The following is a 23,490-nucleotide window of genomic DNA, read 5'->3' on the forward strand; positions in this document are numbered from 1 at the left end:
TCATTTAAGGAGTCATTATGGGACAGATATTACATGGGTGCGCCAAAACAACACAGACGATTCGTAGAGCAATACAAAATAGAAAAGAGAGCATAGCAAAACTCTCCAAGCATTATAACCTTAATCCAAAAACTATTATTAAGTGGAGAAAACGTTCATTTACGAAAGATGCTGATATGGGTCCAAAGCATCCAAGATCAACTGTTTTAACGCTAGAAGAGGAAGCTATAATAGTTACATTTCGCAAGTATACACTACTGCCACTAGATGATTGCCTTTACGCTCTGCAGTCTACAATTCCGCATTTGACTCGCTCTAGCTTGCATCGTTGTTTACAAAGACACAACATTAGCAGATTACCAACTGTTGATGGAGAAGTTAAGTCAAAAAAGAAATTCAAACAATATCCTATCGGTTACTTTCATATTGATATTGCTGAAGTTAGAACTGAGGAGGGCAAATTACATTTGTTTGTTGCTATTGATAGGACATCCAAATTTACCTATGTTGAGTTGTGTAACAGTGCTACAAAACCCATAGCTGCTGAGTTCTTACGTAATTTGATTAGAATTTTACCGTATAAAATCCATACTATTTTGACAGATAACGGTATACAATTTACAAACCAGAAGCGTCATAAGTATGCTTTCCAACATATATTTGATAGAGTTTGCGAAGAGAATGTTATTGAACATCGTTTGACAAAAGTTAGCCATCCTTGGACGAATGGGCAAGTCGAGCGTATGAATAAAACTTTAAAGGATGCTACAGTTAAGAAGTATTACTATCAATCGCACCAGCAACTTAAAGAACACCTTTATAACTTTGTTATGGCTTATAATTATGCAAAGAGACTCAAAACTCTTAAGGGTCTTACTCCTTATGAATTTATATGTTATCAGTGGACACAGTCTCCAGAATTATTTATACTAAATCCACACCATCACACTCTGGGACCATACATCTTACACCTTCGATGGATCTTAGTTCATTTTCTATAGGAAGCACTAATAGCTTTTCACTATCTTGAGCAGAAATCCCAGGAAGTCCAACAAACACGCTGATTATAGGAATCTGTATATCAGGATTGCTTTCCCTTGGCATTTTTACATAAACGTATGAACCGAAGATAAAAATTACTATAAGTAATAATACCACCGCCCTGTTTCGCTCTATGAGTAAGCTCTGCATGTTGAATGTTAGCTGAATATGTGTGTTTGTACAATATTATAGTCGAGATACATTGCATATTAATTAATCCTTGTGTAGCCTTAAAACTTTATGCAAATAATTAAAATTTTCGCAAAATTGCAAGTATAAGAAAATTCCTGTATAATAATTCTAGAACAGTATTTGAGAGGTTATTATGGTGGCAATTCTAAATGTAACAAAAGGCAAAAATAAAGTTATTGTGTCTGGATTAGCTGGAGCTTTATCAGCTTTAATATTTTTAACAGCAATCCACATTGCCGCAAAGATAGCCATTATCGTTTCTGCTGCTGCAGTTACTTACTTATTACTTTCGCTGATTAATAAAATAAGAACTAAAGCTGAAATTACTCGTGTTTCAGGAGATAAAGTTTCAGAAGATGAAGGTGAAGAAAAAGATACCGTAAAAGAACCAAAAAGAACTGAAACTGAGCTAGAAGAAGAATTAAAAAATAAAAGAGCAGAAGAAGAAATGAAAAATGGACTACCTAAACATATGGATTTCAAAGGTAATTCACTTTCTAAAAGCGCTGATACTAAAGATAGTCATTCCGTTTCTAGTGCTACAAATATTGTTATGGAACCTTTACCTAAACACATGGATGCGCTTGGTAATCCACTTCCTGAAGGACCAAGTGCAAATATTAGTATAGAATCTAAACCTGAGAGAAAACTATCTCCTGCAGAGTGGCTATTACAGTGCGGGAATGTAAATAATGATGTGAGGGAAGTGCTAAAACAGCCAATTATCCAACAGCCATTTAACGGGTTAGGGTTTTAGATGTAGTTGCTATATCAAACTCTCCATCTTATATTGAGGATCAGATGCAATGCCATACACTCTATTTGGCGGAGCAATTTTGTTCTCTATACCAAAAACTATACCTTCAATTATTGCTGTGAGTACTTTTTCAAGGTTGCAATCTGCTCCAGGAACACGGTGCTCTAGGCGGCATCTTTTGGAATCGTTGCCAAAATAGGGAATTCTTATTGCAGCAGTTCTGTTATTTATTCCCCAACTAATCGTAGTTGGAGTGTGAATATCCGGGTACTGAAATCTTAAATATGAATCATCATTTGGAGCAAAAAACAACATATGTTTTTTCATCATTGCACATAATCCACCAATACTATGAATCAGATAGTCACTGTACTTTTGCTCATTGATATAAAATAAGTTATCGTTATTTGAATTCACGAGATTAACATGCACATTTAATGCACTGCCTGCTCTATCCAAATAGGGCTTTGCTTTAAAAGAAATATTCCCACCTAGTTTTTGTGCTGTTTCAGTAAGTGATTGTTTTGCTAACTCAAAATGCTTAATTAAATTGTCGGAGTTCGTATAACAACCACTTTTTATCTCATACTGATGTGTAGAATTCTCCTTCTCGCAAGAAAATTCAAGAGATGCTATTTTATTTTTGATGCTATTCAGAAATAAGTATTCTTTTTCTATTCCTTCAATGTAAAACTCTAGTTCAATACCGAATACAGCATAACAACTCAAATTACTTAATATAATCATAAATTTGCTTCAGTAAATCTATATTAGGTTAGCTATATTTATATGAATACTTTACTTATTTGCCAGTAAATTTAACATCTTATTTATACATAATGTATTACTGTTTTTAATAGCATGCTTCTAATCCTCGATACAAGCGACATTTACAAATTTTTCATTTTTTTGAAATAAAAATGATCAATTTTAATGTTTTTATACCCTTTACAACCCATCAAAAAATCACCATAATTTTTAGTATGTATTAAGTAGTATTAGCTTTTCATTTTGCAGTAAGCTATTGATTATCTTGTATTTTTCTAATTATTGCTTTTTTCTTGGTGTGGTATATGAACTTAACTAGCCCTAAGGTTTCTACTGTGTTTTTTGATCAGATTATTACAGTAACGGATCACAATGTTACTTGGGAAAAAATCCAAAATTGTCTTTATAATCTTTATGGAGAAGCAACATATAATAGTTGGCTGAGTTCACTAAAATTTGTCAGTAGCAGAAATGGGGAAGTTCTTTTATCCGTGTCAACAAGGTTTATAAAAGAGTGGATTACAGTTCATTACATGAAAAAAATATTATCATTATGGCAAAGCGAAGATAAAAGTATACGTTCTATTGATATTCAAGTAATTGAGGAGAGGAATTCAAATTTTAATGTTATACTAAAAAACAGAGAGGAAAGTAATCATAATCTTGGTTCGCCGCTGGATCCAAGGTTCACCTTTGATAATTTTGTAGTGGGAAAGCCAAATGAATTAGCATTTACGGCGGCAAAGCGTGTGGCAGAATCTATAGATCCAATATTAGGCAGCAATCCTTTGTTTCTATATGGTGGAGTGGGACTTGGTAAAACACATCTAATGCATGCTATAGCTTGGCACATAGTCAATTCCCCATCAGCAAAAAGAAAAGTGGTGTATTTATCAGCAGAGAAATTCATGTACCAATATATTACAGCGCTGCGAAGCAAAGATATTATGTTATTTAAAGAGCAATTTAGATCAGTAGATGTATTGATGGTAGATGATGTGCAATTTATCAGTGGTAAAGATAGTACACAAGAAGAATTTTTTCACACTTTCAATGCATTGATAGACCAAAATAAACAATTGGTTATATCAGCTGATAGGTCTCCTAGTGATCTTGATGGAGTGGAAGAAAGAATAAAATCACGACTCGGTTGGGGGTTGGTGGCAGATATTAATGAAACAACTTTTGAATTAAGGCTTGGTATATTGCAGGCAAAAGTGGAGCAGATGAATATGTATGTTCCGAAAGATGTCCTAGAGTTTTTAGCAAGGAACATAAAATCTAATATAAGAGAATTAGAAGGAGCATTAAATAAGGTTACCCATACCTCATTAATTGGAAGAAGTATGACGGTAGAATCAGCTAGTGAAACCCTAATCGATCTTCTTAGGTCAAATCATAGGTCAGTCACAATAGAAGAAATACAAAAGAAAGTAGCTGAATTTTTCAATATAAAGGTTGCAGATATGCAATCCAATAGAAGGCTTCGCAGTCTTGCAAGGCCAAGACAAATAGCTATGTATTTTGCCAAAAAATTTACGCAAAAAAGCCTACCAGATATTGGGAGAAACTTTGGTGGCAGAGACCATGCTACTGTTATACATGCAGTAAAACAAGTAGAAAATTTTATAAAGACCGACTCAAAATTTGCTGATGAAATCAATCGATTAAAAAAAATGTTTAAGTAGCGTTTTTAAAATAGCTAATAACAAATCCTAAAATGAATCGACTATAGTTTTAATCCGTTTAAGTTTAAAATCTTCTGTTAGCTTCGCAGAATACATTTCCTTATTGTGTTGATTATAGAAGGTAAATTCGTGATCATCTAAATTTAGTATTGCAAAGCCAAAGCCAAAAAAGTTTCTAACCTCGTGTGCTAAGTAGTTTTTACCATTTAAATAGTCAAATTCTACATTTTGATAAACAGATTCTTGATCTTGAGCGTGTAATGATGCACCACCGTTTCCAACTATAATTTGGTCTGGAACATTATCCATTAATAAAATCTGGGCTATATGAATGTGGCCAGAAACTATGGTAGTAACATTGCTTGGAAATTTATCTCCAAAAGCTTCGATTTGTGTAAGATTACCATGGCTTTTTAATGTCAAAAATTCTTTTTTTGGAGATCTCCAAAGCGGTTTATGAGTTAAAAACCACATGGGCTTGTCAGAACTATTTTGTATCAATTTATCAAATTGCCTCTCAAAAGCATCAATTGTGCTTTGGGTTGTAAAAATATCCTCACCGGATGAAGAGTCGAAGATAAAAAATTTCATCGGTCCAGCATCTAAGGACCAACTAGAAACGAAGTTTCCACATTTTTCAGACGAAAAGGGGTATGAATCTAGATACCTGAACCATCCTTCATAAGCTCTATCACAACTCTCATGGTTTCCACGAACAAAAAGGAAAGGGGATTGTGATAAAATATCCTTTGCAGGCTCAAACCAATCAGCGTACCAAACTTCTTTATTATATCCATAAATATCGCCACACTTTTTTGTATTTCTACATTTTGTTTGTCTATAATGATAATCACCAACATGGATAATTAAATCTGGTTTATGAAGGGCGATTGAATCTAAATTTTTTTTTAAAGGCCAGCTATCTACCGAATTACATTCCTGCTGAAATAACATATTTATTCTACAGCCCGTGTCACCAATGAAAGCAATTTTATTAACCTTTTTTGGTAATATAGGAACCCGTAGATCCTCAATACTAATGTTTTTGGCACTTGTTTGTACTTTCAGTTCACAAACTGTTTCGTTATGATCACCATTGTTAATTGAGCTGCGATTCAGCATTTCTGTTTCCTCGCCATCAACATAAACAATGGGACACATGTCATTGTCCGTAATTGCGCGTATGCTTAGTTTATTTTCTGGGATAACTTGAGACCATGTGTATAATATTTGTGCATGGACGAAATGAAAGCTAGTTATAAGAGAGAGAGCTAAAAAAATAAAGATATTAGCTATATTCATTTGTATAAAAACCTAAGTTAAAAATTAGTAGTAAGGTTATCTTAAATGATTAAAATTTATAATCACAAAATTCATAATCAAATTATACAAACAATTTCTAAATTATTCTAGTATCAGATTGACACTCTAGATGAAAAATTCTAAAATGATTAAGTAATTTAAAATAATTATATAAAAACTAGAATATAGTGCGGCCGTGGTGGAATTGGTAGACACGCAGCGTTGAGGTCGCTGTGGCTCATAAGGCCTTGGAAGTTCAAGTCTTCTCGGCCGCACCAGTTTTTATCGCTGTTTAATATGGGTAAAAATGTTTATAGGAAATCAGAGTAGCAATAAGGTAGAAAGAGCTATCAGCGAAATCAGGCGCGGTCGGCCAATTGTAATATATGATGAAAGTAATTACCTATTGTTTGCTGCTGCTGAGGCTTTAGAAAGAGATTTATTTAATCAATACAAGTTTACATCAAGTAATGTATATGTTACTTTAACTTCAAGTAAGGTAAAATACATATCTCAGAATAAAGAACATAACAGCAAACGTCTGTTGGTGAATAATTTTGATGAACTGCTCTATTTAATAAACTGTTCAAAGGAAGATTGCATAAAAGAGTTGCAATGCTCAAAGACAATAGATGAATGTGCTATTGCCTTGCTTAAGTTGTCAGAATTATTGCCATACGCGTTAGTGGCTGATATGACTTTTGAGAATAACCATGAAATGCGAAATTGGTGCGAGAAAAATGACGTTATTGCACTGGACACGTCATTCATAAATAATTTTCAAGAAAATCAGGATGTATATGAAGTGTGCAAAACATCATTATTTTTAAAACAGACTCAAGAAGTAAATATCATATCTTATAGAACCGAAAGTGGTGGAAGAGAACATCATGCAATTATCATTGGCAATCCAGATAAAGATGACGAACCATTAGTGAGAATTCATTCTTCGTGCTATACGGGTGACTTGTTAGATAGCTTGTCATGCGATTGCAGAAGTCAGTTACATCAAGCAATTCAAATGATAGCTGACTCTGGAAGTGGTATTATATTGTATTTGATGCAAGATGGAAGAGGCATTGGTTTAACTAATAAGTTAAGAGCGTACAGTATGCAAAGAGGACATAATCTTGATACTGTTGATGCAAATAGAATATTGGGTTTTGAAGATGATGAAAGGAGTTTTGCTGTTGCAGCTAAAATGCTTAAGAAATTGAACATTAACAAAATCCAATTACTTACAAACAATGATAGGAAATTGTCAGAATTGGAAAGTAGTGGTATAGGAGTTACAAAGTGTCTACCACTTATTGTGGAACGTAATAAATATAACGATTCATATATGGAGACAAAGTTTGGTAAATTAGGCCATAGATTAAGAGTTTTTTAGCTTTTTTGCTGTAACTACTTTGTTAATTTGCTATGTTTATTAACATAAGTTAAGATTTTTAGGAATACTAAAATGCTAAGATTTTTTAAGCGAGAAAAAAATACTGAATCCTTAGATAAGGATATAAATTGGAATTCAAACCGCTACAGCACAGTTATTGCTCAAAGGAATATTCTACTTTTATTTGCATTAATATTATTAGCAACGATCTCTATCAGCATATTAGTCGTATTTAAAATTAGCACAAGTAGCACTATTGAGCCATTTGTTATAGAAATTGACAAGAAATCAGGAATAGTGCAATTGGTTGATCCTGTCACAGTAAAACAGTATTCTGCAGATGAAGTGCTAAACGATTATTTTATTTCAGAGTATGTAAAAGCAAGGGAGGTTTTTGATCCATATCATTATAATTATAACTATTATACAAAGGTGAGGTTGTTTTCCTCACCTAATGTGTATAATGAATTTAGAAATTATGTAGGATCGCAGAATATGGATGATCTTTTTAATTTATATTCAGATACCAAAAGTGAATTTAAAATTCGCTCAATTCAAAAGTTAGGTAACGATGCTCTTCAGGTGAGATTTTTTGTGGAATTTACACGGAAAGATGGAAGTTCTACGAGAAAAAATAAGATAGTTATTATGTCATATAGATATGCATCGCTTGAAATGGATGATCAGCAAAGATATATTAACCCATTAGGATTTCAAGTTATTTCATATAGAGTAGATGATGAATATGTATAGGATATTATTAGTTTTAGCTTTACTTGTAAGTGGCAATTTAAACGCATCCATTAATTATAATGAGCCTATTTCTATAGATAGTAGAATAAAGACTTTTGTGTATAGCCCTAATGAAGTATTTACGGTGGTTTTTAGTCAGGGTTACTATTCTTATATTGAATTTGCGGAAGGAGAAAAAGTTAAAAATATCGCTGTTGGTGATGCATCAAGTTGGAAAATTAATCCTTATGACAATAAATTGCTTATCATGCCATTTGAAGTTAGTAGTCGCACTAACATGATTATTACGACAACTAAAAAAAGAAATTACATTTTTGATTTAATCTCAAGGCCAAACTACGATAAATACCCGGGTACTGATGCTAAGAAAGTGGATCACGATTATTCTGCTGAAAAGGATATATCTTACGTAGTACGTTTTTATTATCCTCAAGAAGAAGGTGAATTTGATGTTGATTTAGATGAGGTTTCTTTACCTACTCAAATGCAATATACTACAGACAAGCTAGAAAAAATAATACAAGAAAATGATACGAAGTACAATTATACATATATTGATGAAGGTGGTAATGCGGATATAGTTCCGATTGAGTTATTTGATGATGGTTATTTAACCTATTTAAAATTTAGAAATAATAATAAAATACCTCAGATTTTTGTAGAAGGGGAGGATAAACCTTGTAAAAGGCTGTTATTTGATGATTATGTTATAATAAAAGGAGTACATAAAAAGCTATTTATGCGTTATGAAGATGGTGAAGTTGAAATTATAAATAGGTCACTTTAGCTGTGGTACATGCAATATGAATAAAGAAAGGCGTAACAATTCAGAAGATGAATCAGAAATAGAGAATAAGGTAGTAACAGTTGGCTCTAATCAAGGTCATAGGGCATTGATGGTCATTATTTTAGTGCTTCTGGTTGGTGGAGTGTATTATCTCTATTTTAGTCCTTCTCCTAAAGAGGGTTCAGAAGTTATTAAAAAAGAGGAAACAAAGCAAAACGTTCAAGAATTAAAAGGAAAGTTGGAACAAGTTCCAGATAATGTAATGGTTCCTGAAAGAATAATAACTGATCACTTACCACCCTTACCTCCTCTTCCTACACCACTAATCATACCAGAAATAAAACAAATTAGAAAAGAAGAAGTGATGAAAAAAGAAGAAGAGAAACCAAAAGAAACTCCTGTGTCAAATATACCTATTTTGCCAAAGCAAAATTTTCCTTCTAGTAATGTTATGGGCAATTTACCTACCTCGTTTCCTACAATAGGGGGTGGCGGTTATCCTAGAGACAGACGTAGTGCACAGATGTTGACAATTTCAGGTGGTAGTGGAGAGAACAAGGCTGCTGATGCTATTTTATCCGACACTTCAGCACAATCGAGCAAAGCTACCAGAGTAGGAAAGCTTGGTTTAATGATTACTCAAGGTAAAATTATTGATGCTGTTCTTGAAACTGCAATAAACTCTGATCTGCAAGGAATGCTGCGTGCTATGGTGAGTAGAGATGTTTATGCAGAAACTGGTGATACAGTTTTAATACCTAAAGGCTCAAGATTGATAGGCAGTTATTCATTTGACTCGAATGTTGCTAAATCTCGTGTAAATATAAACTGGAATAGAGTGATTCTGCCACATGGAATAGATATTGCAATCTCATCACTTAGTACTGACGAGCTTGGTAGAGCAGGAATAGCAGGAATAGTTGATAACAAAATGGTAAGTGCGTTATTCTCTTCAGTGACACTTGCTGGTGTTTCGATTGGTTCTGCTGTTATAGGGCAAAAGGCTTCTAATCTTGTTGATACGCTAACTATCAGAGATGCAGTAAAGTCTATCACTGCAACCGAAATAGATTTTTCTTCTCTCCAACTCATTATTGACCCAGAAAAGAAGATATCTAGTGACAAATGGAAATTAGGCCTTGGGGCTATCGGAAGAATTCGGAGTGCCAAAAGCAGACAAGATTTACTAAAAATAATGAAAGAGGAAATAGCAAAAGCACTAGGAATTGAAGAAGACGAGGTAAATATAAGCCTGGAAATTGTAAATCAACTGTTAGAACAAATTCAAAGAAAAAGCAAGTCTGTTTATGATGAAGCAATCGGGAAATCAATCGAGGATTTTTCTAAAGATATGCGGGATGTAGTGGGCAGATATACAGATAAAAAACCAACTATTTATGTTGATCAAGGCACTGCATTGAAAGTATTTGTTAACCAAGATATAGTATTTCCTCCACAGGCAATATTAAATCAATGAAATGAACTATGCTGCACTTGATACATATTTGGAGCCATTACAAGGCATATTTCAAGAAGAAGGCGTAAATGAAATATCAATAAATAAGCCAAAGGAAGTATGGATTGAAAATCGCGGTGAAATAAGGTGTGAAAAATTAGAAGTATTCGATCTTAACCATTTGAAATCTCTTGGCAGACTGATTGCTCAAGCTACAGAACAAAAACTTAGCGAAGAAGCGCCGTTACTTTCGGCAACATTACCAAATGGTTATCGTATACAGATAGTATTTCCGCCAGCATGTGAACCTGATAAAGTAGTCATGTCGATTCGTAAGCCTTCTAGCATGCAGTTAGCACTCGATGATTACGAAAAAATGGGGGCTTTTTCTGAAACTGTTACAGAAGCAACTGATAATCCAGTTGACCGTCATTTGGATTTATTGTTAAGGCAAAAAAAAATAAAAGAGTTTTTAGAATACGCTGTAATAAGTAAGAAAAATATTATAATTAGTGGTGGAACTTCCACTGGTAAGACTACTTTTACTAATGCTACTTTGCGTGCTATTCCAGCTGAGGAAAGAATTATTACTGTTGAGGATGCAAGGGAAATCGTTTTGAACGATCATCCCAATAAAGTCCATCTAATTGCCTCTAAAGGAGGGCAGGGCAGAGCAAAAGTAACCATTCAAGATTTGATAGAAGCGTGCTTACGTTTAAGGCCAGACAGAATAATAGTTGGTGAGCTCCGTGGAGCGGAAGCTTTTAGTTTTCTCAGGGCGATAAATACTGGTCACCCTGGATCAATATCAACCCTTCATGCAGATAGTCCAACAATGGCCCTTGAGCAAATAAAATTGATGGTTATGCAGGCAAATCTTGGCATTCCTCCAGACCAAATTATACCATACATTAGAAATGTGATTGATATTGTTATTCAGCTAAAAAGAACCGGTGGGGGCAAAAGAAGCATTTCTGAGATATTATTTACTAGATCTGCGAGCGAAAATGCTTAAATTTATACATAAGTTAAGGAAGAGTAGTTTATGAGTAATGGAAATCACCTACGTAATATTCTCATAGGAGGTGTAGTAGCTTTTAGCGTACTTGAGTTTTGCTTCTATCTATCTGGTATATTGTTTGTTCTGTTTGCTGATGGTCCGGATGCTGTGGATTTTAAGGCAATTAATCCTAGTTTGACGCCTTTCCCTCAAGCTCTTTGGCCAACGATTTTTGATCATATACAATATTGTTGGCATCATCCAGAGTTATATAGCCTTGAGCTCAAAATCACATTAATTATATCTTCTGCACTGCCTATCATTGTTTTAATGATTATCTTATGGAATTTAAGAGAAAGGATAATTGAGTGGCGACCATTTAAAAAGAAGGAATCACTTCATGGAGATTCGCAGTGGGCATCAGAGAAAGACATACGAAAAGCAGGATTAAGAAGCAAAAAGGGATTATTGCTTGGTAAAGATAAAAGAGGATACTTCATTTCTGATGGGTTTCAGCATGCATTGTTATTTGCACCTACAGGTTCTGGTAAGGGTGTTGGCTTTGTAATTCCTAATTTATTATTTTGGACTGACTCGGTAATTGTACACGACATAAAATTAGAAAACTATGAAATAACAAGTGGTTGGCGAGAACGACAAGGACAAAAAGTATACGTATGGAATCCAGCGCAGCCAGATGGAATAAGTCACTGTTACAATCCATTACAATGGATTAGTGAAAAACCTGGGCAGATGGTTGACGATGTGCAGAAAATAGCTAACCTAATCATGCCTGAACAAGACTTTTGGCAGAATGAAGCAAGAAGCTTATTTGTTGGAGTGGTATTATACTTACTTGCTGCACCAGAGAAAGTTAAATCTTTTGGTGAAGTTGTGCGTACGATGCGTAGTGATGACGTGGTTTATAATCTTGCTGTTGCTCTTGATACAATGGGTAAAATACTACACCCTGTAGCATATATGAATATTGCAGCTTTTTTACAAAAAGCTGATAAAGAAAGGTCAGGTGTTGTATCAACCATGAACTCATCACTTGAATTGTGGGCAAACCCATTGATCGATACTGCAACTGCGTCAAGTGATTTTAATATTCTAGATTTTAAAAAGAAGAAAATTACAGTTTATGTTGGTTTAACTCCTGACAACTTGACTAGGCTCAGGCCTTTAATGCAGGTTTTTTACCAACAGGCAACTGAGTTTTTATGTAGAAAATTGCCATCGGATGACGAGCCTTATGGCGTATTGTTTTTAATGGATGAGTTTCCTACACTTGGAAAAATGGAGCAATTTCAAACAGGTATTGCATATTTTCGTGGTTATCGAGTTAGGTTATTCTTAATTGTTCAAGATACTGAGCAGCTCAAAGGAATATACGAAGAAGCAGGGATGAACTCCTTTTTGTCAAACTCGACTTACAGAATAACTTTTGCAGCCAATAATATTGAAACAGCTAATTTAATATCGCAACTTATAGGAAACAAAACTGTACAACAAGAATCGTTGAATAAGCCTAAATTTTTAGATTTAAATCCTGCTTCAAGGTCATTACATATCTCCGAAATACAGAGAGCATTGCTATTGCCTCAAGAAGTTATTATGTTGCCACGTGACGATCAGATAATTTTAATAGAGTCGACTTACCCAATTAAATCAAAGAAAATTTTGTACTACAGTGATACCACCTTCACAAGAAGGCTGCTCAAACAAACTCGTGTGCCTACACAAGAACCATATGACCCAAACAAAGTTCTTTCTGCCGCTGCGAGCAAAGATAAGGTTAATAACGAGGGGAATAATGTTCTTGAGGGACCTAATTCAGTTGATTATCCTGCTGAAACTAAAACCGAAGATGCAGTATATGATGAATCAGATGAATTTGCAGACGAAGATATTGATGATGAAGATATCGACGATAAGTTTGAAGATGATGACGAGGAAGATGAGGATAGGAGCGATGATGGGTTTGATGACGAAGAAGAGGAGGATGAATTTGAAGATGAGGATAAATTAAAAAATGACGAGAAGTAAGGTTAACTTTGCCTATTTTTAGCTCAGAAAAGTGCAAGTTATGCAAATAATTAGGTTTTTCATATTAAGCCATTTTTAATTAATTAGTATTAGATTAGCTATTTTAACTAGGGGAGTAGTAATGATTAGTAAAAAAACATTAGCGGTTACAGCACTTGCTTTATTGTTGTCACAACAATCTTTTGCGAGTGAAACAGAAGGGTTTTACTTTGGTAGTGGGTATTATGGTCACTTTTTTAATGGCATGGGTGAACTAAAAACAAGCACTACAGATATCAAAAATTTGTCTATAAATGACAGGGATGCTCGGAACACAAAAGGTCAGTCACTAAGTGAGTATAAAGGAGATTATAATCCACCTTTTGCTGCAAATGTGGCATTTGGTTACACAGGAGAATTGGGTAACAACAGCTATAGAGCTGAATTGGAAGGGATGTATTCTTCTGTAAAAGTGGATAATGTTGGTTTAACAAGTAGTCAAATAACTGTTTCATACCTAAAGGACATTGGTAAGGATGCTGGTAAAAAAACTTATATCTATAGTGCTACAGTTAATCATGACCAAATTGAAAACATGTCTCTAATGGCAAATGTTTATCATCATTGGAAGAGTGACCGTTTCTCTTTTTCTCCTTATGTTGGGGTTGGAGTCGGTGCAACAAGAATGACAATGTTTGAAAAATCGTCAATAAGACCCGCAGGTCAATTAAAAGCTGGCCTTGATTATCACATAAACGAAGATGTAAATATGCATATCGGATATAGAGGTTTTGGTGCTATTGGTGGTGTTATTGGTGATGGTCTTAAACTTACAACGGATGCGCTTGGAGAAATTATAGATGATCCTAATAACAGGGGTAAAAAGAAGCTTGATGATCAGAGTAAACCAGCAAATGCAGCAAAAGAAGATATAAATATAGGTAATACATTGTTTTACACACACGGTATAGAGGCTGGCCTTACTTTCCACTTTGCCAGCAAAGCTTAAACATGTTGCCCTTTTAAAAAATGCATAAAACCGTTCCTGTCATCCTATGCCTTGACCATAGTAAATATAGATCCAAGTAGTCACGCTACTTGGATGACTAGCTAGAGGGTGCTGGGATGACATAGGATAATATGGGATGAAGGAAGAAAACATTAGCTATGTTTTTTGCATAACAATGCACCTCTTCATTCCTGCCAAATCATGTACATATTCCTGAAAAGCTAATTTGTATGAGGGTATTATTTTGTCAATATCATTTTGATCTTCACCTATCTCCAATATTGCAAACCCATTTTTTTTAAGGCACTTTTTCAATATTGGAAAAATACTCAAGTAACAGTTTAAACCATCAATTCCACCATCAAGAGCAATTCTTGGCTCTTTTTGCACTTCGGCTTGTAAGTCTTTTAATTTGCTTCTTTTAATATATGGAGGATTGCTAATTATCAGATCAAATGAACCTCTGCACTCTGTCCATGAGCTTGGAAATATTTTGGCTCTGCTGAGAAGATCATGTTTCTTTGTGTTCTGATAGGCAACTTTGTATGCTTCCAAGCTTTTTTCAAAACCGATACCAACGGCATATTCATACTCACTAAGTACGGATATCAATAAACAACCTGTGCCTGTACCAAAATCTGCAATTTTTAGTCTCTGCTTTTTATTTGGGTAATATTTTAACACTGTTGAGATTAATGTTTCACTATCTGGTCTTGGATCCAAAACATGCTGGTTAACTATAAAATTTTTACTCCAGAATTCACGATTACCTATTATTTGCGATATTGGATATCTTTCCGCTCTTTTTTTTGTTAATTTCCAAAATAAAAGTTCTTTCTCCATCGGCACTTGATCAGCATGGTTCATAATTATGAATGATCTTTCCACTCCAAGTACGTGCTGCATGATGATTTCACAATCTAAATGTGGTGATTCAACTTTATGTGACGATAATAACTCCGATCCTTCTTGAATTAAAGTGCTGATTGTTTTCATTATTCTAAAAATATGTTCCTTTCAGCCAAGAATAGCAAGATGAGCTTCCAGTTTAGGGTAGCTGCACTAAATCCCGGTGTCAAGCACGCAGCTGTACGAACATTGCAATTTGCAGATCCAAGTAGCTTGACTACTTGGATCCAGCTAAGTTGGTGAGCATAAAAGTATAGCTAACGCGAGCTTTACGTCATACCGCCACGAACCGTCATACCGCGATTCATTCGCGGTATCTTAGCCGCTAACACGTAGCGGAATGACAGCAGTCCACGTCATACCGCCGCGGTATCTCTAGATCCCGCTAACACGTAGCGGGATGACGATTGTCGTTTAGCCATAAATATTTAAGAAATTTACCAAATAAAAAAAAGGCAAAAGAAGCCCCGTGGTTGGCTAATTACTTACATTATACTTTCAAGTATGGCGTTTTTTTATTCTAAACACTTAATAACCGCGATTTGGCTGCTTTTAAACCGCAACTAATCTAAATTATAAACGTTAAGAAATTTACTAAACAGAAAAAAAGGCAAAAGAAACCCTAGGGTAGCTAGTTATTCACTATCCATTTTTTAAGTTGGCGTTTTTTAATGTTTTAAATGCTTTATAAGCGCATTTCAGCTTATATTAGGTAAAAACCTAGAAATTTTATAAAGACATAGACTGCACATAGTGCAAAAAATTAAACATGATACGCCAGATACGTGAGTTTTTTTGTCATTTAATCTGTACAGAGAAGATAAATAAATAGCTTCAGTTTCATGATAAGGGGGCTGGCGAAGCTTGTAAAGTAATTTTTTCGTTTCTACTGAATGACAGTTGTGGCTTGGGAGGTAGTGCAAGAAGTCTACTGATGGCTTTCAAGGCAGTTGAGCTTAATTATTAGAGTAGTAATGTTTATTTTTATATTGACTATTGAGGTTTATTATTTTATAACTAAAAACTTAGTTATTTTAATGAGCTTGAGTTTATAACATATGCCTACGATAAATCAATTAATACGTAAGGGTAGATTAGGATTGACCCATAAGAAAAAGGTACCAGCTTTGGGAGAAAGCAACCCTCAAAGGAGAGGTGTTTGCACTAAGGTGTATACTACAACTCCTAGAAAGCCTAACTCAGCACTCCGTAAAGTAGCCAGAGTAAAAATTAGTGGGTATGGTGAAGTGACGGCTTATATACCTGGTGAAGGTCATAATTTACAAGAACACTCTGTTGTTTTGATACGTGGTGGGCGGGTTAAAGATTTGCCAGGTGTGCGTTATCACATAATAAGAGGTGCCCTTGATCTGCGTGGTGTGCAAAATCGAAAGAAAGCTCGTTCAAAATATGGTGTAAAGAAATCTGGTTAAAGTTTATGGCTCGTCGGAATAAAGCAAAAAAAAGAGAAATAAGTCCTGATTCGCGTTACGGCAGTGTTTTGCTGATGCGTTTCATTAATACAATCATGAAATGTGGTAAAAAATCTACTGCAGAAAAGATTATCTATGACGCTTTGTCTTTAGCTGAAAAGAAAATAGGCGAAGGTGGGTTATCAATTTTTGAGACAGCAGTAGGAAATGTTACTCCTTCTATAGAAGTGCGTTCTCGACGCATTGGTGGTGCAACTTATCAAGTACCTGTTGAAGTTCGACAAGGTAGAGCGGTTTCTTTAGCGTTAAGGTGGATTGCTAAAGCAACTTCTGCTGCTCGAAAAAAGAGTGGAAAAACCACTGTTGATTGTTTGCAATCTGAAATACTGGATGCTTATAATAAACGCGGTGGTGCGTTTAAGATGTGCGAAGAAAAATATAAAATGGCTGAAGCTAATAAGGCATTTTCTCATCTTCGTTTTTAATGTTAGCTAATTAATTGTGATATGGAAATTGGAATATCTAAATACAGAAATATAGGGATAATGGCTCACATAGATGCTGGTAAGACTACCACAACAGAGCGTATTTTATTTTATACTGGTAAGCAAAATAGAATTGGTGAAGTGCACGATGGTGCAGCTTCTATGGATTGGATGGAGCAAGAAAAAGAGCGTGGTATTACAATCACATCTGCTGCAACAACATGTTTTTGGAATGATCATAGGGTCAATATAATAGACACTCCTGGTCACGTTGATTTCACTATTGAAGTTGAGAGATCTTTAAGGGTTTTGGATGGTGCAGTTGCTGTATTTGATGGAGTTGCTGGAGTTGAACCTCAATCTGAGACAGTGTGGCGTCAAGCTGATAAATATAGCGTTCCTCGTATCTGCTTTGTTAATAAGATGGATAGAATAGGGGCAAATTTTTATCGATGTGTTGATATGATAAAGACGAAGCTTGGTGCAGCACCTTTAGTTATTCATTTACCAATAGGGAGTGAGAAAGATTTCAAAGGTATAATTGACCTTATTTCTATGAAAGCCATTATATGGCAAGAAGAAACGTTGGGCGCTAAATTTTCTTATGAAGATATTCCTTCTGATTTGCTTGATAAGGCTCAAGAATATCGAAATCTTTTATTAGATGCTGCAGCTGAGATGGATGATGAAGCGATGAATACTTACTTTGAGTCTAATGATCTGCCAGTGGATTTACTGAAAAAATGCGTGAGAAATGGGACCATTAAAGGAAAATTTGTTCCTGTGTTGTGTGGATCAGCTTTTAAAAATAAAGGCGTACAACCACTTTTAGATGGTGTGGTTGACTTTTTACCTTCTCCTATTGATGTTGATGTAATTGTTGGAATTGATCCTAAAGATTCAGAAAAGAAAATTGAGGTCAAACCTTCAGAAAAAGAGAAATTTGTTGCTCTTGCATTTAAAGTGATGACGGATAAATTTGTAGGCAGCTTGACGTTTATCCGTATTTATTCTGGTAAATTAAAGTCTAAATCTACCGCTTCAAATGCGTTAAAAAACGAAACTGAAGGGATTGGCAGAATGTTACTTATGCATGCAAATAACCGAGAAGATATAACTGAGGCTAGGGCTGGAGATATAGTTGCTTTAGTTGGGCTAAAGAAAACAACCACCGGAGATACTTTATGTTCTGTTGATTTTCCTGTATTATTGGAGCGTATGGAATTTCCTGAGCCTGTTATTGAAATTGCTGTGGAACCTAAAACCACTTCAGATCAGGAAAAATTAGGTATTGCTCTAAATAGGTTGGTTGCAGAAGATCCTTCTTTGAGAATGTCAGTAAATGCGGAAAGTGGCCAGACTATATTGAAAGGCATGGGTGAGCTCCATCTTGAGATTATTGTTGATAGAATGAAGCGCGAATTTAACGTTGAGGCTAACGTCGGTGCTCCTCAGGTTGCATATCGTGAAACTATCACTAAATCTGTTGAAATTGATTACACTCATAAAAAACAATCTGGTGGAGCTGGTCAGTTTGCTAAGGTTAAAATAAAATTTGAACCTCTTGAGCCTGGTTCTGGGTTTCAATTTGAAAGTAAAATTGTAGGTGGTGCTATTCCAAAAGAGTATATTCCTGGGGTAGAAAATGGCTTGGAGTTGATAAAAGAAGGTGGTATAATTTCGGGATTTCCGTTGATTGATTTTAAGGCTACCCTTCTTGATGGTGCTTTTCATGAGGTTGATTCTAGTCCTTTAGCTTTTGAACTTGCTGCTAAAGGTGCTTTTAAAGAGATGGCAAATAAAGCTGGTCCAAAAATGCTGGAGCCTATAATGAAAGTTGAAATCATTACTCCTGAAGAATATATGGGTGATGTTATGGGTGATATAAATAGTAGAAGAGGAAATGTTGCTGATATGCTCGATTTAGGTAATAATAGTAAAATAATTACTGCTTCGGTACCTCTTGCAAATATGTTTGGTTATATCAACGTTTTGCGTTCTATGTCTCAGGGAAGGGCGCAGTATAGTATGCATTTTTCTTGTTATGAGCAAGTGCCACAATATGTGGTTGATGAGTTAAAGTTAGAGTATAATTAAGGGTAATAATTATGACAGCAGTAGTGGAAGCATTTGGAAAGCCGCATGTAAATGTGGGAACAATAGGGCATGTGGATCATGGGAAGACGACGTTAACAGCGGCGATAACGAAGCATTATGGAAATTTTGTAGCGTACGATCAGATAGATAAAGCGCCAGAAGAAAGGAAGAGGGGGATAACGATAGCAACAGCGCATGTTGAGTATCAGACGGAAAAAAGGCATTATGCACACGTTGATTGTCCTGGACACGCTGACTATGTAAAGAACATGATAGTAGGTGCAGCACAGATGGATGCGGCGATATTGGTAGTGTCGGGGGTTGATGGGCCAATGCCACAAACGAGAGAGCATATATTGCTGGCGAAGCAGGTAGGTGTTGGATATATCGTGGTGTATATAAATAAAGCTGATGTTGCTGATGCTGATATGATAGATTTAGTAGAAATGGAAGTGAGGGAATTACTGAGTAAATACGGATTTCCAGGGGATGAAGTGCCTGTGGTGGTTGGTTCAGCACTCAAGGCGCTGGAGGATGACAGCAGCGAATATGGAAAGAAATCAATAGACAAATTGATGGAAAAGTTAGATGAATATGTAGCGGTTCCACCAAGGCCTGTGGATTTACCATTTTTATTGCCAATCGAAGATGTATTTTCGATATCGGGGCGAGGAACAGTGGTAACAGGAAGAATAGAGAAGGGAGAGATAAAGACGGGAGAAGAGATAGAGATAATAGGTCTGCAAGCGACGCAAAAGACGATATGCACAGGTGTTGAGATGTTTAAGAAGTTGCTGGATAAGGGAAGTGCAGGGCTCAATGTAGGAATATTGTTAAGAGGAACAAAAAGAGAAGAAGTGGAGAGAGGGCAAGTATTAGCGAAACCGGGGACGATAACACCGCATAGAAAGTTTAAGGCGGAGGTTTATATATTAAAGAAAGAGGAAGGGGGAAGGCATACACCATTTTTTGCGAATTACCAGCCACAGTTTTATTTAAGGACAACGGATGTAACTGGGAGCATAAAATTGCTAGATGGGAAGGAGATGGTAATGCCAGGAGATAATGTGAGTGTAGAAGTAGAATTGCAAGTACCGATAGCAATGGATAAGGGATTGCGTTTTGCGATAAGAGAAGGCGGTAGAACTGTTGGTTCTGGTGTTGTTTCTGAAATTTTGGAGTGAGAGTTTGAGTTATAGGAGTGTAGCTCAATTGGTAGAGCGCTGGTCTCCAAAACCAGAGGTTGTAGGTTCAATTCCTATCGCTCCTGCATTAATGTTGTGGTGGAAATGTTAAAAAGTTTGTGTGGTTTTTTCTGTGATATAAAGCAAGAAATACGAAGAATTGCTTGGGTAAAGAAACAGGAGGTGTTGTCATCTCTATTTGTTGTAATGATTGTTATATTATGCTTTTCGATTTTCTTCTGTTTTGTGGATTTTATGTCTCTTTACGTAATTAAGGCTTTATTTGGAATTATTTATGGAATGTGAATATAAATGGTATATCATTAAAGTTGATTATGGATATGAGCAAGGTATACGCGAATTGGTAAGTAATGCTGTTTATTTTAAGGAAGTGTTTATTCCTTATCAAACGGTATGTAATTCAAAGTCTGATATAAAAGAATTATGTGAAGTGTATGTATATATGCATCTGTGTGATGAAAGCAAAAATATTTTGAATCAAACGCCTGGATTCTGCAGTGGCGAATCTGGTAATTTTGAGATGATTTTAGATGATGAGATAAGTTTAAAGTGTAAAGAATTTAATAGGTATAAATGGTATATCTTGAGAGTTGCTTCTAATTGTGAAGAGAAAGTGCGCCAACATATATTAGAAAATTCTATGAGATTGGGTGTTAATGATTACTTTAAGGAAGTTTTTATTCCATATGAAGAGCTAAGTGAAGTAGAGTTGAAATCTAAGAAAATTGCTACACGAAGGAAATGCTTTCCTGGTTATGTCTTTTTATACGTGAATTTATGCGATGAAGTATTGAATTTTATCAATAATATACCAAAATCTCTTAAGGTTTATGGATTTTTGAAAAACGGTAATATTCCAAAGGTGATTTTGGATGATGAGATTCACTCAATGTGTAATGCACTTTATAATGCTCAAGAGACAAAGAAGTTAGGTTATGGTTATGAAAAAGGTGAAAAAGTGAAAATTAATGATGGTCTTTTTCAAAATTTTACTGGTAAGGTAAATATGGTAAACGATGAGAAAAAAATTATTAATGTGGAAGTATCGATTTTAGGTAAGCCGACAATAATAGAGCTTGATCTGGCTCAAGTAGAGAAAATAGAGGATTAATTATGAGTGTTATAGTTGCTAAGATTAACTTACTTATGGAAGCTGGGAAAGCAGTTCCAGGACCGAAAATTGCTTCAGTACTTGGTCCACGTGGTATACCTGTTCCTAAGTTTTGTGAAGCTTTTAATAAAGTTACTAGTGCTGCTAACGCTAATTATAAAGTAGGCGATTTAGTAACAGTGCGAATTTCCATAAAGGATGATCGCTCTCATGATTTTACTGTCAGCGGTCCGCCTGTGGCTTATTTACTTAAGCAGGAGGCTAAATTAAGTAAAAGTTCTGGTAATCCTGGTAAAGAATTAGTGGCTAAATTACCTATGTCTGCTATAATTAAAGTAGCAAAGTGCAAGATGGTTGATATGAAAGTGGATAATGAAGATTCAGCAGTGAAAATGGTTGTAGGCACTGCAAAATCTATGGGTATAGAAGTTGTGGAAGGTTAGGTAAATGAATACATATAATGATAATCCTAAGCAGTGTTTGAGGAAGATTGTTGAGTCTGCTTCAGCAAAATTTAATGAATCAGTTGATATTGCGGTCAATTTAGGCGTAGATTCACGTAAATCTGAAGAGCAGGTGCGTGGTACAGTAGTTTTGCCTAAAGGTATCGGGAAGAATATTAAAGTAGCTGTTTTCGCTCAAGATAAACATTTATTAGAAGCTGAAAAAGCTGGTGCTGATATTGCAGGAGGAGAGGATTTAGTTGAAGAAATAAAAAAAGGTAGAAAGTTAGATGTTGATTGGTGCATTACTACTCCTGATTTTATGGCAAAAATCACTCCTATTGCAAAAGTATTGGGTGCTAAAGGGCTGATGCCTAACCCTAAATTTGGTACTGTGACTTCTAACATTGCAGAAGCTATTAAAACCATTAAGTCTGGTCAGGTAAAATTTAGAACAGATAAAAATGGTGTTATTCATGGTAAATTAGGAAATATTAAATTTGATATTGATGACTTGCTAGAAAATTTAAAAGCCTTTCTTAAAGTAATTAAAGATAATAAGCCTATTTCTGCGAAAGGAATTTACTTTAAGGGTGTTTTTTTAAATTCAACTATGGGTAAAGCTTATAAGATAGGCAAAGTGGAAGATATAATTTAAGGGAGTGATACCGTGAAGCGTAAAGATAAGGATGAATTTATACAGAGCACAATAAACGTATTTGTAAATAATGATTTCTTGATATTAGTAAATTTTAAATCTATAAATGCTAATGATTCATTAACTCTGAGGAATAGTCTGAAGTCTATAGCAGGTGGGGTATTAGTAGTTAAAAACACTCTAGCGCGCTTGGCTTTGGAAAGGACTGGTAAATTCTCTTATTTATCAGGCAAATTTTCCGGTCCTGTTGCTATTATATACTCTAGTGGCATAGTAGAAGCTGCAAAATTAATAGTTGATTTTACTAATGCTAACAAAGAAAAAATGTCTGTGATTTGCGCAGCTCATTTAAATGAATTGTTAACAGTGGAAGATGTTAATAAACTGGCTAAGTTGCCTTCTCTGGATGAATTGCGTGTTAAAATTATGCGTTTAATATCTTATGATATTCCTGCTCGGTTAGCGTTGTCTATTAATTCATCTTCTATGAGGCTTATGAGAGTTTTGGATTATTATAGTTCTAAAAAATAAATTTGTTGTTAAGTAAGGTGGTAATTATGAGTAATGTAACAAGTGATTTGGTTGATAAAATATTATCTTTAAACCTATTAGAGGCTTCTGAACTTGTAAAAGTTTTAGAAGAGAAAATAGGGTTGCCTGCTGGTTCTTTTCTTGGTGGAGCTGTTGGTGCTGGGGCGCCTATTGGTGATAATGCTGCTGCTCCTGCTGCTCAAGAAAAAGCTGAGTATAAAGTTGTGATTAAAGAAATTGATGCGAGTAAAAAAATAGGAGTTATTAAAGCTGTGAGAGAGGTTAATTCTACATTGGGTTTAAAAGAAGCAAAAGAGTTGGTTGAATCTTTACCTAAAGATTTGACTGCTAATGTTCCTAAAGACGAAGCAGAAAAAATCAAGCAAAAACTTATTGAAGCAGGAGCAACTAAAGTGGAGCTTGAATAATATTTAATGTATTAATTTT

Annotated in this window: 24 protein-coding genes and 2 tRNA genes; 22 read left to right on the forward strand and 4 right to left on the reverse strand. The window is 35.1% G+C overall.

All coding sequences use genetic code 11. From position 1 onward, the window contains the following. Positions 1–17 precede the first annotated feature (17 nt). Positions 18–1,001, forward strand: a complete 984-nt coding sequence (locus AACH21_RS02040) for an IS481 family transposase (RefSeq protein ID WP_338482676.1) — start codon at positions 18–20, stop codon at positions 999–1,001. On the opposite strand, the gene AACH21_RS07090 is transcribed toward AACH21_RS02040, so the two are convergent. Further along, a complete protein-coding gene (locus tag AACH21_RS07090) occupies positions 925–1,191 on the reverse strand; it encodes an efflux RND transporter permease subunit (RefSeq protein WP_410541809.1) in 267 nt (88 codons plus the stop codon). The genes AACH21_RS02040 and AACH21_RS07090 overlap by 77 nt on opposite strands. 175 nt (positions 1,192–1,366) lie before the next feature. Between AACH21_RS07090 and AACH21_RS02045 the strand changes: the two genes are divergently transcribed. Beyond that, a complete protein-coding gene (locus AACH21_RS02045; RefSeq protein ID WP_338482678.1) occupies positions 1,367–1,990 on the forward strand; it encodes a hypothetical protein in 624 nt (207 codons plus the stop codon). A 9-nt stretch (positions 1,991–1,999) separates the two neighbouring features. Here AACH21_RS02045 and AACH21_RS02050 read toward each other — a convergent pair whose 3' ends face one another. Further along, on the reverse strand, positions 2,000–2,737 hold the full coding sequence (locus AACH21_RS02050) for a glutamine synthetase (RefSeq protein WP_006279775.1): 738 nt from the start codon (positions 2,735–2,737) through the stop codon (positions 2,000–2,002). Positions 2,738–3,063: 326 nt separating this feature from the next. Between AACH21_RS02050 and dnaA the strand changes: the two genes are divergently transcribed. Next, on the forward strand, positions 3,064–4,446 hold the full coding sequence (dnaA, locus tag AACH21_RS02055) for a chromosomal replication initiator protein DnaA (RefSeq protein WP_338482679.1): 1,383 nt from the start codon (positions 3,064–3,066) through the stop codon (positions 4,444–4,446). Between the two features lie 27 nt (positions 4,447–4,473). Here the strand turns inward: dnaA and AACH21_RS02060 are convergent, their stop codons facing one another. Continuing rightward, entirely contained in the window at positions 4,474–5,748 is a 1,275-nt protein-coding gene (locus AACH21_RS02060) for a metallophosphoesterase (protein WP_338482680.1), read from the reverse strand. Between the two features lie 190 nt (positions 5,749–5,938). On the opposite strand from AACH21_RS02060, the gene AACH21_RS02065 reads away from it, so the two are divergent. From AACH21_RS02065 to AACH21_RS02100, 8 genes are all read left to right on the forward strand, one after another. Next, positions 5,939–6,026: transfer RNA gene (locus AACH21_RS02065), tRNA-Leu, on the forward strand. 29 nt (positions 6,027–6,055) lie between these two features. Then, positions 6,056–7,138, forward strand: coding sequence for a GTP cyclohydrolase II (locus tag AACH21_RS02070; protein WP_338482682.1), 1,083 nt, complete (start codon positions 6,056–6,058; stop codon positions 7,136–7,138). 72 nt (positions 7,139–7,210) lie between these two features. Continuing rightward, positions 7,211–7,891 (forward strand): type IV secretion system protein, encoded by a 681-nt coding sequence (locus AACH21_RS02075; RefSeq protein WP_338482683.1) that lies wholly within the window; start codon positions 7,211–7,213, stop codon positions 7,889–7,891. Continuing rightward, entirely contained in the window at positions 7,884–8,678 is a 795-nt protein-coding gene (virB9, locus tag AACH21_RS02080; RefSeq protein ID WP_410529901.1) for a P-type conjugative transfer protein VirB9, read from the forward strand. Before AACH21_RS02075 ends, virB9 begins: the two co-directional genes overlap by 8 nt. Before the next feature lie 16 nt (positions 8,679–8,694). After that, complete coding sequence (locus AACH21_RS02085; RefSeq protein WP_338482684.1) at positions 8,695–10,155, forward strand: TrbI/VirB10 family protein; 1,461 nt, start codon at positions 8,695–8,697, stop codon at positions 10,153–10,155. 1 nt (position 10,156) lies between these two features. Continuing rightward, complete coding sequence (gene virB11, locus AACH21_RS02090) at positions 10,157–11,149, forward strand: P-type DNA transfer ATPase VirB11 (protein WP_338482685.1); 993 nt, start codon at positions 10,157–10,159, stop codon at positions 11,147–11,149. A gap of 30 nt (positions 11,150–11,179) precedes the next feature. Beyond that, positions 11,180–13,183 carry a type IV secretory system conjugative DNA transfer family protein gene (locus AACH21_RS02095; protein ID WP_077188467.1) on the forward strand — a complete coding sequence of 668 codons (2,004 nt, stop codon included), beginning with the start codon at positions 11,180–11,182 and terminating at the stop codon, positions 13,181–13,183. 121 nt (positions 13,184–13,304) lie between these two features. Next, a complete protein-coding gene (locus tag AACH21_RS02100; protein WP_338482686.1) occupies positions 13,305–14,171 on the forward strand; it encodes a P44/Msp2 family outer membrane protein in 867 nt (288 codons plus the stop codon). 156 nt (positions 14,172–14,327) lie between these two features. Here AACH21_RS02100 and prmC read toward each other — a convergent pair whose 3' ends face one another. Continuing rightward, the gene (prmC, locus tag AACH21_RS02105; protein ID WP_077188468.1) at positions 14,328–15,167 is read right to left on the reverse strand and encodes a peptide chain release factor N(5)-glutamine methyltransferase; all 840 of its coding nucleotides are present in this window, start codon (positions 15,165–15,167) and stop codon (positions 14,328–14,330) included. Between the two features lie 971 nt (positions 15,168–16,138). On the opposite strand from prmC, the gene rpsL reads away from it, so the two are divergent. From rpsL to rplL, 11 genes are all read left to right on the forward strand, one after another. Beyond that, entirely contained in the window at positions 16,139–16,513 is a 375-nt protein-coding gene (gene rpsL / locus AACH21_RS02110) for a 30S ribosomal protein S12 (RefSeq protein ID WP_006279787.1), read from the forward strand. 5 nt (positions 16,514–16,518) lie between these two features. Beyond that, complete coding sequence (gene rpsG / locus AACH21_RS02115; protein WP_338482687.1) at positions 16,519–16,998, forward strand: 30S ribosomal protein S7; 480 nt, start codon at positions 16,519–16,521, stop codon at positions 16,996–16,998. A gap of 21 nt (positions 16,999–17,019) precedes the next feature. Next, a complete protein-coding gene (gene fusA / locus AACH21_RS02120) occupies positions 17,020–19,095 on the forward strand; it encodes an elongation factor G (protein WP_338482688.1) in 2,076 nt (691 codons plus the stop codon). 11 nt (positions 19,096–19,106) lie between these two features. Next, positions 19,107–20,279 (forward strand): elongation factor Tu, encoded by a 1,173-nt coding sequence (gene tuf, locus AACH21_RS02125; RefSeq protein ID WP_253303378.1) that lies wholly within the window; start codon positions 19,107–19,109, stop codon positions 20,277–20,279. A gap of 13 nt (positions 20,280–20,292) precedes the next feature. After that, positions 20,293–20,365, forward strand: a tRNA-Trp gene (locus AACH21_RS02130). Between the two features lie 19 nt (positions 20,366–20,384). Further along, positions 20,385–20,585: a preprotein translocase subunit SecE gene (gene secE / locus AACH21_RS02135; RefSeq protein WP_022626186.1), complete on the forward strand. Its 201-nt coding sequence runs from the start codon at positions 20,385–20,387 to the stop codon at positions 20,583–20,585. After that, on the forward strand, positions 20,575–21,411 hold the full coding sequence (nusG, locus tag AACH21_RS02140) for a transcription termination/antitermination protein NusG (protein ID WP_065094731.1): 837 nt from the start codon (positions 20,575–20,577) through the stop codon (positions 21,409–21,411). Before secE ends, nusG begins: the two co-directional genes overlap by 11 nt. 2 nt (positions 21,412–21,413) lie before the next feature. Further along, positions 21,414–21,854 carry a 50S ribosomal protein L11 gene (locus AACH21_RS02145; RefSeq protein ID WP_006279541.1) on the forward strand — a complete coding sequence of 147 codons (441 nt, stop codon included), beginning with the start codon at positions 21,414–21,416 and terminating at the stop codon, positions 21,852–21,854. A 4-nt stretch (positions 21,855–21,858) separates the two neighbouring features. Continuing rightward, positions 21,859–22,512: a 50S ribosomal protein L1 gene (rplA, locus tag AACH21_RS02150; RefSeq protein WP_077188473.1), complete on the forward strand. Its 654-nt coding sequence runs from the start codon at positions 21,859–21,861 to the stop codon at positions 22,510–22,512. Between the two features lie 12 nt (positions 22,513–22,524). Further along, on the forward strand, positions 22,525–23,043 hold the full coding sequence (gene rplJ, locus AACH21_RS02155; RefSeq protein WP_006279539.1) for a 50S ribosomal protein L10: 519 nt from the start codon (positions 22,525–22,527) through the stop codon (positions 23,041–23,043). A gap of 26 nt (positions 23,044–23,069) precedes the next feature. After that, a complete protein-coding gene (gene rplL, locus AACH21_RS02160) occupies positions 23,070–23,471 on the forward strand; it encodes a 50S ribosomal protein L7/L12 (protein ID WP_007551887.1) in 402 nt (133 codons plus the stop codon). The last annotated feature ends 19 nt before the right edge of the window (positions 23,472–23,490 follow it).

Origin of the sequence: Wolbachia endosymbiont (group A) of Ophion costatus (genome assembly GCF_963969245.1) — a bacterium.
Lineage (GTDB): Bacteria > Pseudomonadota > Alphaproteobacteria > Rickettsiales > Anaplasmataceae > Wolbachia > Wolbachia pipientis.